15 protein-coding genes and 1 pseudogene are annotated in these 12,920 nt (G+C 68.1%); 12 read left to right on the forward strand and 4 right to left on the reverse strand.

What is annotated here, in order from left to right:
• Positions 1-6: 6 nt before the first annotated feature.
• Positions 7-1,098, reverse strand: a complete 1,092-nt coding sequence (locus ACHMXA_RS11665) for an AI-2E family transporter (protein ID WP_176664525.1) — start codon at positions 1,096-1,098, stop codon at positions 7-9.
• A 54-nt stretch (positions 1,099-1,152) separates the two neighbouring features.
• Positions 1,153-2,193 carry a phosphoribosylformylglycinamidine cyclo-ligase gene (gene purM / locus ACHMXA_RS11670; RefSeq protein ID WP_176664526.1) on the reverse strand — a complete coding sequence of 347 codons (1,041 nt, stop codon included), beginning with the start codon at positions 2,191-2,193 and terminating at the stop codon, positions 1,153-1,155.
• A 129-nt stretch (positions 2,194-2,322) separates the two neighbouring features.
• On the opposite strand from purM, the gene hda reads away from it, so the two are divergent.
• The 6 genes from hda (at position 2,323) to ACHMXA_RS11700 (ending at position 7,723) form a co-directional block, all read left to right on the forward strand.
• Complete coding sequence (gene hda / locus ACHMXA_RS11675) at positions 2,323-3,009, forward strand: DnaA regulatory inactivator Hda (protein ID WP_305144331.1); 687 nt, start codon at positions 2,323-2,325, stop codon at positions 3,007-3,009.
• A 26-nt stretch (positions 3,010-3,035) separates the two neighbouring features.
• A complete protein-coding gene (gene pcnB, locus ACHMXA_RS11680) occupies positions 3,036-4,670 on the forward strand; it encodes a polynucleotide adenylyltransferase PcnB (RefSeq protein WP_176664528.1) in 1,635 nt (544 codons plus the stop codon).
• Positions 4,667-5,317, forward strand: a complete 651-nt coding sequence (gene folK / locus ACHMXA_RS11685; protein WP_176664529.1) for a 2-amino-4-hydroxy-6-hydroxymethyldihydropteridine diphosphokinase — start codon at positions 4,667-4,669, stop codon at positions 5,315-5,317. Before pcnB ends, folK begins: the two co-directional genes overlap by 4 nt.
• A gap of 5 nt (positions 5,318-5,322) precedes the next feature.
• Complete coding sequence (locus ACHMXA_RS11690) at positions 5,323-5,931, forward strand: trimeric intracellular cation channel family protein (protein WP_176664530.1); 609 nt, start codon at positions 5,323-5,325, stop codon at positions 5,929-5,931.
• 122 nt (positions 5,932-6,053) lie between these two features.
• Positions 6,054-6,698, forward strand: a complete 645-nt coding sequence (locus ACHMXA_RS11695) for a DUF47 domain-containing protein (RefSeq protein ID WP_176664531.1) — start codon at positions 6,054-6,056, stop codon at positions 6,696-6,698.
• Between the two features lie 14 nt (positions 6,699-6,712).
• Positions 6,713-7,723 carry an anion permease gene (locus ACHMXA_RS11700; protein ID WP_395320726.1) on the forward strand — a complete coding sequence of 337 codons (1,011 nt, stop codon included), beginning with the start codon at positions 6,713-6,715 and terminating at the stop codon, positions 7,721-7,723.
• A gap of 6 nt (positions 7,724-7,729) precedes the next feature.
• Here ACHMXA_RS11700 and ACHMXA_RS11705 read toward each other — a convergent pair whose 3' ends face one another.
• A complete protein-coding gene (locus ACHMXA_RS11705) occupies positions 7,730-8,176 on the reverse strand; it encodes a TM2 domain-containing protein (RefSeq protein WP_176664533.1) in 447 nt (148 codons plus the stop codon).
• Positions 8,173-8,697 carry a GNAT family N-acetyltransferase gene (locus ACHMXA_RS11710; RefSeq protein WP_176664534.1) on the reverse strand — a complete coding sequence of 175 codons (525 nt, stop codon included), beginning with the start codon at positions 8,695-8,697 and terminating at the stop codon, positions 8,173-8,175. The genes ACHMXA_RS11705 and ACHMXA_RS11710 overlap by 4 nt, the downstream gene beginning before the upstream one ends.
• 180 nt (positions 8,698-8,877) lie before the next feature.
• Between ACHMXA_RS11710 and rpsP the strand changes: the two genes are divergently transcribed.
• The 6 genes and pseudogenes from rpsP (at position 8,878) to ACHMXA_RS11740 (ending at position 12,898) form a co-directional block, all read left to right on the forward strand.
• Positions 8,878-9,141, forward strand: coding sequence for a 30S ribosomal protein S16 (gene rpsP / locus ACHMXA_RS11715; protein ID WP_007831311.1), 264 nt, complete (start codon positions 8,878-8,880; stop codon positions 9,139-9,141).
• A 15-nt stretch (positions 9,142-9,156) separates the two neighbouring features.
• A complete protein-coding gene (gene rimM / locus ACHMXA_RS11720; RefSeq protein WP_176664535.1) occupies positions 9,157-9,711 on the forward strand; it encodes a ribosome maturation factor RimM in 555 nt (184 codons plus the stop codon).
• A 16-nt stretch (positions 9,712-9,727) separates the two neighbouring features.
• A complete protein-coding gene (trmD, locus tag ACHMXA_RS11725; RefSeq protein WP_176664536.1) occupies positions 9,728-10,480 on the forward strand; it encodes a tRNA (guanosine(37)-N1)-methyltransferase TrmD in 753 nt (250 codons plus the stop codon).
• 111 nt (positions 10,481-10,591) lie between these two features.
• Complete coding sequence (gene rplS / locus ACHMXA_RS11730; protein WP_176664537.1) at positions 10,592-10,972, forward strand: 50S ribosomal protein L19; 381 nt, start codon at positions 10,592-10,594, stop codon at positions 10,970-10,972.
• 127 nt (positions 10,973-11,099) lie between these two features.
• Positions 11,100-11,844, forward strand: a pseudogene (locus ACHMXA_RS11735) (CoA pyrophosphatase).
• Between the two features lie 52 nt (positions 11,845-11,896).
• Positions 11,897-12,898 carry a CobD/CbiB family protein gene (locus ACHMXA_RS11740; RefSeq protein ID WP_176664539.1) on the forward strand — a complete coding sequence of 334 codons (1,002 nt, stop codon included), beginning with the start codon at positions 11,897-11,899 and terminating at the stop codon, positions 12,896-12,898.
• The last annotated feature ends 22 nt before the right edge of the window (positions 12,899-12,920 follow it).

Consider the following 12,920-nt stretch of genomic DNA (forward strand, 5'->3'; position numbering starts at 1 on the left):
GCCCCGTCAGACCAGCGAAGCCGCCTGCAGCTCTTTCTTCAGGTACGCGTAGTACAGGGGTGCCGCCACCAGCCCCGCGGGCCCGAAGACCGCCTCGGCCACGAACATCACCGCCAGCAGCTCCCACACGCTCATCTGCGTGCGCGCGCCCACCACCTTGGCATTGATGACGTACTCGGCCTTGTGGATCACGATCAGGAAGATCAGGCAGGCCGCGGCAGTGACCGGCGACACCGACAGCCCCACCAGCGTGATCACCGAGTTGCACACCAGGTTGCCCACGATCGGCACCAGGCCGGCCAGGAAGGTGAGGGTGATGAGCGCCGGCGTGTAGGGCAGGTGCGCGTCCCACAGCGGCATGATGAAGAGCAGGAAGATGGCCGTCAGCAGCGTGTTGAAGGCCGCGATCCAGAACTGGGCCGCCACGATCTGGGCGAAGGCCTCGCCGAAGGTCTGCACGCGCCGGTGGAGCTGTTCGGCCAGCGGCAGGCGCCGCATCGGCGCGTGGGCCACGGCGGCCAGGCTGCCGATGATCAGGCCCACGTACGAGAAAAGAATGCCGTGCAGCCACGCGCGTCCTGCCACGGCCAGCGAGCCGGCCTGCGCGCGCAGGTAATTGGCGATCACGCGCTGCACCTCGGCCGCGCCCTCGGGCAGGTAGACCGCGATCTCCACCGGCAGCTTGGAGCGCAGCTCCAGCACGGTGCGCGCGGTGTAGTCGAGCAGCTCCCGGTACTGGTCGGGCGCATCGACGATGTATTCGCGGGCCTGCGACAGCCCCAGCGTGATCAGCGCGATGGGCGCCAGCAGCACGACCGTAACGGCCACCACGCCGGCCCAGCCCTGGGCGCTGCCGGGCCGCCTGGCCAGCGCCGGGATGCGCCCCAGCCCCGAGGCGAGCAGGCGCGCGAACCAGCGCGTGACGAGAAAGCCGATGCAAACGCACAGCAGCCCCGGCAGCAGGTGCTCCCACATCACCAGCATCAGGGCGCCCAGCATCAGCAGGTAGCTGGCGATGGTCACGCCGCGCGAGGCCGCGGGGCGGATGGTGGAAGACGCCGATGAGGCGATGGGGGAGGGCTGCGGCTTGTTGGCCATCCGGTGCGGGTGCGTGCTCTATTCTTCGAAAAAAGTGGACGCAGCAGCCGGCGCTCAGCCGACGACCACGGCCGCGCCTTCGCCGCGCTCGGCGATCACGCCGATTTCGTGCACCGTTTCACCGGCGGCACGCAGCGTGGCGGCGCAGGCCGCGGCTTCGGCGGCGTCGATGACGACCACCATGCCGATGCCGTTGTTGAAGGTGCGGTTCATCTCGATGTCGTCGATGCCGGCCACCTTCTGCAGCCAGGCGAACAGCTCGGTCTGCGGCCAGCTGCCCTTCTTCAGGTGGGCGGCGGTGCCTTCGGGCAGCACGCGCGGGATGTTTTCCAGCAGGCCGCCGCCGGTGATGTGGGCCAGCGCCTTGATCGGGTGCTTGCCCAGCGCCTCGAGCACCGGCTTCACGTAGAGGTGGGTGGGCTCCATCACGGCTTCGCGGAAGGGCTTGCCGTCGAGGGTGGCGGGCAGGTCGGTGCCGGCGCGCTCGATCACCTTGCGCACCAGGCTGAAGCCGTTGGAGTGCACGCCGGCCGAGGCCAGGCCCAGCACCACGTCGCCGGGCTTGACGTTCTGGCCCGTGAGGATCTTCGACTTCTCGACCGCGCCGACCGCGAAGCCCGCCAGGTCGTACTCGCCAGCGGGGTACATGCCGGGCATTTCGGCCGTTTCGCCGCCGATCAGCGCGCAGCCCGAGAGCTCGCAGCCGCGGGCGATGCCGCCGACGACCGCCGCGGCGGTGTCCACGTCGAGCTTGCCGCAGGCGAAGTAGTCGAGGAAGAAGAGGGGCTCGGCGCCCTGCACCAGCACGTCGTTGACGCTCATGGCCACCAGGTCGATGCCGACGGTGTCGTGCATGTTCCATTCGAAGGCCAGCTTGAGCTTGGTGCCCACGCCGTCTGTGCCGCTCACGAGCACGGGCTCCTTGTAGCGCTTGGGCACCTCGAACAGGGCGCCGAAGCCGCCGATGCCGGCCAGCACGCCTTCGCGCAGGGTTTTCTTGGCCAGCGGCTTGATGCGGTCGACCAGGGCGTCGCCTGCATCGATGTCGACACCGGCGTCCTTGTAGCTGAGCGGGGTGGGCGTGGAGGAAGTCATGGGTGGTCGAGGTCGGAAGGGACGCAAAGAGTGGGGGCGGAAGGGGCGCCGGTAACCGTGGTGGCCGGGCCGATAGAATTCCCGATGATTTTAAGGGCCCCCGCGGCCCCCTCCATGAACCTTCCCGGGATGAAACAGCTCGCGCTCGATATCGGCATTGCGACGGGCCCCAGCTTCGACGCCTTTTTCGCCGGCCCCAACGAGGCGGCTCTGCGGCACCTGCAAGTGTGGGTGGGCGGCGCCGGCAGCCCCGTGCTGCACTCGCCGGTGCCCACCTACCTGTGGGGCGACGGCGGCAGCGGCAAGACCCATCTGCTCGAATCGGTGCGCGTCGCACTGCGCGAGCAGGGCGCCAGCGTGGGCTGGCTCCATGCGGGCCTGCTGGAGCCGCCCGAGTTCGACGAGCGCTGGGGCGCCGTCCTGCTCGACGACGTGCACCTCTACACCGCCGTGCAGCAGCACGCGGCCTTCAACTGGTTCGTCAACGCCCAGACCCTGCAGCGCGGCGTGGTCGCCGCCGGTGCATTGCCGCCGGCCGACCTGCCGCTGCGCGAGGACCTGCGCACCCGTCTCGGCTGGGGCCATGTCTTCCACATGCAGGTGCTGAGCGAAAGCGAACGCCGCGCGGTGCTGCGCCAGGCGGCCGACGCGCGCGGCGTGATGCTGTCGGACGACGTGCTCGACTACATGCTCCACCGCTTCAGCCGCGACCTCGGCAGCCTGATGGAGCTGCTCGGGCAGCTCGACGGCTACGCCCTGCAGACGCAACGCGCGATCACCATTCCGCTGATCCGCTCCATGCTCGAGAACGAATAGAAGAGCGAACAAGGCTTCCAACAACAATGATCAAGAAATTCATCGACAAGCTGCTCGGCAAGGGTGCCGGCGGCACGCAGGGCAAGAGCCGCTTCGGCAAGCGCCAGGAGGTGCCGGCCGAGGTCCACGGAATCGATCCGGCCCTGGTCGACGAGCGTGCGAAGAACGTGGTCACCACGCTTCAGCAGGCAGGCTACGAGGCCTACGTGGTGGGCGGCGCGGTGCGCGACCTGCTGCTGGGCCTGCGGCCCAAGGACTTCGACGTGGCCACCAACGCCACGCCGGAGCAGGTCAAGGCGCTGTTCCGCCGCGCCTTCATCATCGGGCGGCGCTTCCGCATCGTGCACGTGGTGTACGGCCGCGGGCGCGAGCACGAGGTGATCGAGGTCTCGACCTTCCGGGCCTACATGGACAACGCCGCCGCCGAGCAGGTGGCCGGCAACGAGCGCACCAGCAAGGGCGAGCTTGCCAGCATGAAGCACGCGGTGGACGCCAGCGGCCGCGTGCTGCGCGACAACGTGTGGGGCCCGCAGGAAGAAGACGCCGCGCGCCGCGACTTCACCGTGAACGCCATGTACTACGACCCGGCCAACCAGGTGGTGGTGGACTATCACAACGGCATCAAGGACGCCCAGAAGCTCACGCTGCGCATGATCGGCGACCCGGCCACGCGCTACCGCGAAGACCCGGTGCGCATCATCCGCGCCATCCGCTTCTCGGCCAAGCTCGCGGCGCTGGGCTTCAAGATGGAAGCCAAGACGGCCGCCCCGCTGGTCGAATCGAGCAAGCTGCTGGCCGACGTGCCGCAGAGCCGCCTCTTCGACGAGATGCTCAAGCTGCTGCAGACCGGCCACGCCATCGCCACGGTCGAGCAACTCAACAAGCTCGGCCTGGCCCGCGGCATCTACCCGCTGCTCGACGTGGTGGTGGAGCGCGCCGACCAGCCCTTCGTGAAGGCCGCCCTGCAGGACACCGACCGCCGCGTGGGCGAGGGCAAGCCCGTGGCGCCCAGCTTCCTGCTGGCCTGCGTGCTCTGGGCCGACGTGCGCGACGGCTGGGCCCAGCGCCAGGAAGGCCGCAACGGCCAGCGCGCGCAGGCGCCGTTCCCTGCGCTGCAGGACGCCATCGACGACGTGTTCAACGCGCGCATCGGCGACGTGTCGGGCCGCGGCAAGCTGGCGGCCGACATGCGCGAGATCTGGATGATGCAGCCGCGCTTCGACAAGCGCACCGGCTCCACGCCCTACAGCCTGGTCGAGCAGGCGCGTTTCCGCGCCGCCTTCGACTTCATGCGCCTGCGCGCCGACGTGGGCGAGGTGAGCGAAGCCATCGCCGAGTGGTGGCAGGAGTTCAGCACCGCCGACGACACGCGCCGCCAGGATCTGCTGGAGCAGGTGCGCGAGGAGCAGAAGGTGCGCCAGCGCGTGCGGGTGCGCGAGACGCCCGCGCCGAAGCCGCGCGGCGGTGAACCGGCTGCGCGCAAGAGTCGGGCTCCCGATTCGGAGCAGGACGCCGAGGTCGAAGAGGCTGAAGTGGAGGCCGGTGCCGTCCCGCCCGATGGCGAGGCGGCGCCGCGCAAGCGCCGGCGTCGCCGCAAGCCCCGAACCGGAGGCGGCGGTGGTGCTGGCGGTGAGGGCGGCCGGAGCGCCGAGGGCGCATGAGCACGCCAGACCGGCCGAAGGACGGCAAGCCGGGCCCCAAGGCCAAGGCTGTACCGCCGCGCGCGGGCGGAGGCGCCAAGCCTCCGTCTGCAGGCGCAAAGAGCGGGCCGCCTGCGCGCCGTGCGCCCACCCGTACCCCTACCCGTGCCCCTTCGCGCAGCCCGCGCGGCCCGCGGGAGGACTACCCCACGGTACAGGCCTTCATCGCCATCGGCGCCAACCTGGGCGATGCCGAGGCATCCGTGAAGGCCGCCATGGCCGACATCGGCGCACTCCAGCGAACCGTGGTGACGGCCCGTTCGTCGCTCTATCGCAGCGAGCCGGTGGATGCCGAAGGCCCCGATTTCATCAATGCCGTGGTGGCGGTGCGCACCGGCCTGGATGCCGAGCAGCTGCTCGTTGCGTTGCAGCGCCTGGAGACGCTGGCCGGCCGCGAAAGACCGTTTCCCAACGCGCCGCGCACGCTCGATCTCGACCTGCTGATGCATGGCAACTCGGTGATCGACACGCCGACGCTGACCCTGCCGCATCCCCGCATGCGCGAGCGAGCCTTCGTGCTGAAGCCGCTCGCCGAGATCGCACCCGACAAGGTGCCGCGCGCCGCGCTGGCGCGTGTCACGGGCCAGGTGGTCAAGCGCATCCTCTGAAGGCCGTGCTGCTCTACGTCCTCGATCTCGCCGGCGTGGCGGTCTTCGCGGTCAGTGGGGCGCTTGCAGCCGGCCATGCGGGCCTCGACTGGCTGGGCGTGGTGGTGATCGCTTCGGTCACCGCGGTGGGCGGCGGCACGCTGCGCGACCTGCTGCTCGACCGCCACCCGGTGTTCTGGATTCGCGACACCCGGTATGTCTACGTGATCCTCGCGGCGGCGGCGTTCACGATTGGCTGGGTGCACCTGATGCCGTTGCCCGAGCACGCGCTGGCCGTTGCCGATGCGCTGGGGCTCGGCTTGTTCGCCATCACCGGTGCGCAGGTGGCCGAGGAGCGGCGCCTGTCGGCCGTCATCGTGCTGCTGGTCGGCACCATGACCGGGGCGGCCGGCGGGCTGCTGCGCGACGTGTTCACCGCCCGCGTTCCGCTGCTGCTGAGCAGCGGCATCTATGGCTCGGCCGCCATTGCGGGCATCGCTGCCTACCTGCTGCTGCAGGCTGCCAAAACGCCGCGTCGCTGGGCCTTTCATGCCGGGGTGCTGCTGATCGTGGCGCTTCGTCTTGGCGGGATCTACGGCGGCTGGCACCTGCCGGTGCTGCGTCTGCCGGCCTGAATTGCAGGTGCTCCGAGGGCTTGAAAAGCCGGTCGGGCCGGGTCGGGGCCGCGCGGCCGTTAAACTTCGCGGGTTTTCATCAAGGCGTCATGAAATTGTGATTGGCGCAGCCTGGAGTTTCCATGTTCGGCAAGCTGCTGCCCCGCGAGGGGAATTTTTTTGAGATGTTCAACCAGCACGCCGAGCGCATCGTCGAGGCGGCGCGGGCGTTCGAGCAACTGGTGACCAATTACAACGACGTGCACCTGCGCGAGCAGTACAACCGCGACGTCGACAACGCCGAGCGCGCCGCCGACCGCGTGACGCACGACGTCAACCGGCTGATCCACAAGACCTTCATCACCCCCATCGACCGCGAGCAGATCCACAAGCTCATCAACACGATGGACGACGTGGCCGACCTCATTCAGGACTCGGCCGAGACCATGGCGCTGTACGACGTGCGCCACATGACGGAAGAGATCGTGCGCCTCACCTCGCTGAGCGTGAAGTGCTGCGACCGCCTGAAGGACGCCGTCAAGTTCCTCGGCCGCATCGCCGACCCCGCCGTGGCCGAGGCCACGCTCAAGACCTGCGAGGAGATCGACCGCCTGGAATCGGACGCCGACCGCGTGATGCGCAGCGCCATGAGCAAGCTGTTCCGCGAGGAGCCCGACGTGCGCGAAGTGATCAAGCTCAAGGCGATCTACGAACTGCTCGAGACGATCACCGACAAGTGCGAGGACGTGGCCAACGTGATCGAGGGCATCGTCCTCGAGAACTCGTAAGCGGGCAGCGACCGATGGCAACGGTTCAGGTCGCCCTCTGGGTGGTTGTGGTGCTGGTCGCTCTGGCGATCCTGTTCGACTTCATGAACGGATTCCACGATGCCGCCAATTCGATCGCGACGGTGGTGTCCACCGGGGTTCTCAGGCCGGGGCAGGCCGTGGTCTTCGCGGCCTTCTTCAACCTGGTCGCGATCTTCATCTTTCACCTGAGCGTGGCCGCCACGGTGGGCAAGGGCATCGCCCAGCCCGGGGTGGTGGACGTGCACGTGGTGTTCGGCGCGCTCGTGGGCGCCATCAGCTGGAACCTCGTGACCTGGTACTACGGCATCCCGAGCAGCTCGTCGCATGCGCTGATCGGCGGCATCGTGGGCGCCGTGATCGCCAAGACCGGCACCAGCGGGCTCGTGGCCTCGGGCATCTGGAAGACGGTGGCGTTCATCTTCGTGTCGCCGCTGCTGGGCTTCCTGCTCGGCTCGCTGATGATGATCCTGGTCGCCTGGGGCTTCCGCCGTGCCACGCCGTCGCGCATCGACCGCTGGTTCCGCCGGCTGCAGCTGGTTTCGGCCGGCGCCTACAGCCTGGGCCACGGCGGCAACGACGCGCAGAAGACCATCGGCATCATCTGGATGCTGCTGATCGCGACGGGGTATGCCTCCGCCAGCGACGCGACGCCCCCGAACTGGGTCATCGTGAGCTGCTACGCCGCGATCGCGCTGGGCACCATGTTCGGCGGCTGGCGCATCGTGAAGACGATGGGCCAGAAGATCACCAAGCTCAAGCCCGTGGGCGGCTTCTGCGCCGAGACCGGCGGGGCACTGACCCTGTTCCTGGCCACTGCGCTGGGCATTCCGGTGTCGACCACGCACACCATCACCGGCGCCATCGTCGGTGTCGGCTCCGCGCAGCGCGCAAGCGCGGTGCGCTGGGGCGTGGCGGGGAACATCGTGTGGGCCTGGATCTTCACGATCCCGGCTTCGGCGTTCGTGGCGGCTATTGCCTACTGGATCAGCATGCAGCTGTTCTGACGGCGGCTACTGCGAAATCTTCCGCCCCTCTTCGATCTGGTGCTCGAAGTAGCGCTGGAAGCTGAAGACGATGCTGGCCATCAGGATCGTGCTGCCGAAGAAAAGGGCCAGCACGACGGCGCCGATGGTGAACCAGTTGGTGCGGCCGGGTTCGGCGTCGGCCGGGGCGCTGGTGTTGAAGCGGGCGTTCCACTTCTCGGGCGTCATCAGGCCGTAGATGATCGCCATCAGCGCGCAGCCTGCGATGGTGAAGCCCAGCAGCGGTATCAGCGCCCAGCTCAGCCCGTCGTCCACGCCGTACATGCGCACGCGCTCGATGCCGTAGACGCCCAGCGCGGTGGGAATGGGCAGCAGCCAGCCTAGCCAGTCGCCCAGGCCGCGCAGGTAGAAGCGGTGCAGCCCCAGAGGGCCGCCGAGGAAGGAGAGCCAGGCGGCAACGGTCTTGTTTTTCATTCGGGTCTGGTGGTGCTGCCTTCGCCGAGCACCTTTTCCATCAATACGACGTCGCGCCATTCGCCGAACTTCCAGCCGCAGTCCTTCAGCACGCCGACGTGCGTGAAGCCCTGGCTGCGATGCACGCCGATGGAGCCTGCGTTGGCCGAGTCGCCGATCACCGCGATCAGCTTGCGCACGCCGGCTGCCTCGGCGGCCTGCGACAGCGCGGCCAGCAGCTTGGCGCCCAGACCCTTGCCGCGCGCTGACTCGGACACGTAGATCGAGTCTTCTGCAGAGAAACGGTATGCCGGGCGCGGCTTGAACCAGTTGCAGTAGGCAAAACCCAACACTTTTCCGTCTTCCTCGGCAACCAGGTAAGGCAGGTTCCTGGCCAGCACGTCGGCGCGGCGTGACGCCATGTCGGTGGGGGAGGGCGGCTCCGTCTCGAAGGTGCCGGTGCCGTGCAACACGTGGTGAGCGTAGATGGCGGTGATGGCTGCGACGTCTTCTTCGCGGCTGGGGCGGATGGCGAGGGGCATGCGGATGGAAACGAATGGCGCAGGGCCGGAATTGGGGGAAAGCGCTTGTCGGGCTATAATCGCGGGCTTTTCAGCGTGTCGCTGGCCGGGTGGCCATGTCGCGTGTCTCGACGCTGGAAGAACATTGTGAGCAGGCCTTCTTTTCATCCACTAGGCTTGCTGACCACCCAAGGATAAATCATGGTCGTCATTCGACTCTCCCGCGGCGGCTCCAAAGGCCGTCCGTTCTTCAACATCGTCGTGTCGGACAAGCGCGTTCGCCGCGATGGCCGTTTCATCGAGCGCCTGGGCTTCTACAACCCGACCGCCAAGGAAAACGAAGAAAGCATCCGTATCGCCCAGGACCGCCTGGCGTACTGGAAGAGCGTCGGCGCACAAGCTTCGCCCACCGTTCTGCGCCTGATCAAGCAAGCCGCCGCGGCAGCTCCCAAGGCGGCGGCCTAAGCCGCCCGCACGGCGATGCTGCCTGCACTCGAAGCCGCCGAATTGCCGGCGGATGCGATCGAAGTAGGGCGCATCGCCGACGCCTGGGGCATCAAGGGCTGGTTCAAGGTCCTGCCCCACAGCGCCCGGCCCGAGGCGCTTTTTTCTTCCAAGCGCTGGTTCCTGCAGGCTCCCGGAGCCTCGGCGAGCACAGCCTTCCGGCTCGCGATCCGCGAAGCCAAGGAACATTCCGACTGCATCGTCGCCACGTCCGCTGACGTGCCTGACCGCAACGCCGCCGAGGCGCTGCGCGGGGCGCGCGTGTTCGTGCCGCGCTCCAGCTTTCCCACCGCCGGCGACGACGAGTACTACTGGGTCGACCTGATCGGCCTGTCGGTGGTCAATCGTGAAGGCGTGGCGCTCGGCGCCGTGCGCGAGCTGCTCGCGACCGGCCCCCAGACCACGCTGGTGCTGGCCGCCGAAGAGGGCGGCAAGGCGATCGAGCGCATGGTGCCCTTCGTCTCCGCCTTCGTCGACAAGGTCGACCTGCCCGGGCGGCTCATCACGGTCGACTGGCAGCCGGACTACTGACCGGCGCCCGCGCGGCATGCGCTTCGACGTCCTCACGCTCTTTCCCGAAATGTTCGCGCCCTTCGTGGCCAGCGGCGTGACGCGCCGTGCCTACGAATCGAAGCAGGTCGAGGTGGTGCTGTGGAATCCGCGCGACTTCGCGCAGGGCAACTACAAGCGCGTGGACGACCGGCCGTTCGGCGGCGGCCCCGGCATGGTGATGATGGCGGAGCCGCTGGCGGCTTGCCTCGACGCGGCGCTCGCGGCGCGTGGCGCCGCCGGCGATGTGCCGGTCGTGCTTTTTTCCCCCATTGGCGAGGCGCTGCGGCACGAAGCGGTCGAGCGCTGGTCGGCCAGTGAAGGGGCGGTGCTGATCTGCGGGCGCTACGAGGGCATCGACCAGCGTTTCATCGACGCGCGCGTCACCCACCAGATCAGCCTTGGCGATTTCGTGCTTTCAGGCGGCGAGATTGCGGCGATGGCCCTGCTGGACGCCGTGGCCAGGCTGCAGCCTGGCGTGCTGGGCGACGAAGCCAGCCATGTGCAGGACAGTTTCAACCCCGCGCTCGATGGCCTGCTCGATTGCCCGCACTACACGCGGCCCGAGCAGTGGAACGGGCAGGGGGTGCCGGCGCCGCTGCTCTCGGGTCATCACGCCCAGATCGAGCGCTGGCGCCGCGATCAGCGGCTGGCAATCACGGCTGCCCGGCGGCCGGAATTGGTCGAGGCGGCGCGTGCCGCCGGACGGCTTGGCAAGGCCGATGAGGCTGCGCTCAAAAAAAAGCTATAATCCCGGGTTCCCCGATCCTCTGTCCGGCCGCGCCCGGTCTTCTTGCGGTTCTCCCCGCGAAAGCCAAAGGCGCCTTTTGTGCAGCCCGGCAAGATCGAATATCAGGAAATCATGAACCTCATCCAGACCCTCGAGCAGGAAGAAATCGCCCGTCTCGGCAAGACCATCCCCGATTTCATGCCCGGTGACACGGTCATCGTCAGCGTGAACGTCGTCGAAGGCACCCGCAAGCGCGTGCAGGCCTACGAAGGCGTCGTGATCGCCAAGCGCAATCGCGGCCTGAACAGCGGCTTCACCGTGCGCAAGATCTCCAGCGGCGAAGGCGTGGAACGTACGTTCCAGACCTACAGCCCGCTGATCGCCGGCATCGAAGTCAAGCGCCGTGGCGATGTGCGCCGCGCCAAGCTGTACTACCTGCGCGACCGCAGCGGCCGTTCGGCACGCATCAAGGAAAAGCTGCCGAGCAAGTCGACGGCTTCGACGGCCGCGTAAAGCAGCCTTCCTGCCGTGCAAAAAAGCCGCCGCTCTGGCGGCTTTTTGCGTTGTTGCCCCCGCTCGGCGACAACTTTCCCTTTTTCCGCTCTACTTCGTCTACCCCGACTCCGGTACCTTTCATCTCTTGACCAACTCATCCACCTCCCCGCAGGCCGCTTCCGCCGAAATCGTCAATGCCGTGGCGCCGCCCACGCTGATGCAGTTCGACCCGCGCAAGGTGCCTTTCGTGGCTGGGGAGGTCCAGGGGCTGCCGGCGGTACCGGCCTCGCAATTGACGGCCCAGGCACTGCGCTCGCGCTTCGCGAACCCGCCCGACTGGACGCCCGAGCTGCGCCGCGAGCCGAGGATGAGCGATCGCGTTCCCGCGCAGGCTGCCGTACTGGTGCCCATCGTGCAGCGCCCGCAGGGCGCGACGGTGCTGCTGACCGAGCGCACCTCGAACCTGTCGACGCATTCGGGGCAGGTGGCATTTCCCGGTGGCCGGGTCGACCCCGAGGACGCCAACATCGCGGCCGCCGCGTTGCGCGAGGCCTGGGAGGAAGTCGGCCTCTCCGCGCAGTACATCGAGGTGCTCGGCAGCCTGCCTACCTATACGACGGTGACTTCGTTCATCGTGACGCCGGTGGTTTTCGCTGGTGCAGCCCGACTTCGAACTCACCATTAATCCTTATGAAGTAGCGCAGGCCTTCGAGGTGCCGCTCGCGTGGCTGATGGATCCGGCCAATCACCGCCACCACACCGTGCCCGCACCGGACGGCACACGGCGCCACTGGTATTCGATGCCCTATCAGGACGGTGCCGACGAGCGCTTCGTCTGGGGTGCGACCGCGGGCATGCTGCGCAATCTCTACCGTTTCCTCGCCGCCTGAGAAGAGCCTGAATGCGGCCTGAACCTTCAGGCGCGCTCGCTATCATCGAAGGATGAGCTTTTTTGCCATCCTGTGCGCGCTGCTGATCGAGCAGGTGCGGCCCCTGGGCCCGCACAACCCCGTGTACGGCGCGGTGCTGGCGTGGACACGCTGGACCAGCCGCAACTTCGATGCGGGCAAGCCGCACCACGGATGGATCGCCTGGGGTCTCGCGGTGTTCGTGCCCACGATCGGCGCACTGGGCATCCACTGGCTTCTGGTGCTCACGCTGGGCCTGCCGTTCGCGGTGCTCTGGAGCATTGCGGTGCTCTACGTCACGCTGGGCTTCCGGCAGTTCAGCCACCACTTCACCGACATCCGCGATGCGCTCGACGAAGGCGACGAGCCGCTGGCGCGCTCGCTGCTCGCGCACTGGCAGGGCGTCGACGCGGCAGACCTGCCGCGCAGCGAAATCGTGCGCCATGTCATCGAGCATTCGGTGATCGCCGCGCATCGCCATGTGTTCGGCGTGCTTGCATGGTTCTCCATCATCGCGGCCATCGGGCTCGGCCCGGCGGGCGCGGTGTTCTACCGCATGAGCGAATTCGTCTCCCGCTACTGGGCGCACAAGAACGGCGCCGCGGTTCAGCCCTCGAGTGTCGCGGTGCAGGAGGCGGCCGATCGTGCATGGCACGCGATCGACTGGTTGCCCGCGCGCATCACCGCGCTGGGCTTCGCGGTGGTCGGCAGCTTCGAGGAAGCGATCGACTGCTGGCGCAACGACGCACAGCGCTTTCCCAACGAGAACGACGGCGTGATCCTCGCGGCCACCTCCGGGGCCGTGAACGTGCGCCTGGGCGGCGGCTCGCTGCGTCCGATCCCGGTCGCCGATCCGCTTCCGCGCGCCCAGGCAGGCGAATCGCTGGCCGACGGCCGCCGCACCGACAGCGGCAGCACGCCTGGACGAGAGCCCGAGCCCGGCCACCTGCGCAGCGTGGTGGGCCTGGTCTGGCGCTCCGTCGTGATGTGGATGGTGCTGCTGGCCTTGCTGACGCTGGCTCGCCTGCTCGGCTGAGCGGCAAGGAGAACGCCAAGCC

The sequence above is a fragment of the Variovorax sp. UC74_104 genome, assembly GCF_044055375.1.
Classification (GTDB): Bacteria; Pseudomonadota; Gammaproteobacteria; order Burkholderiales; family Burkholderiaceae_C; genus Variovorax.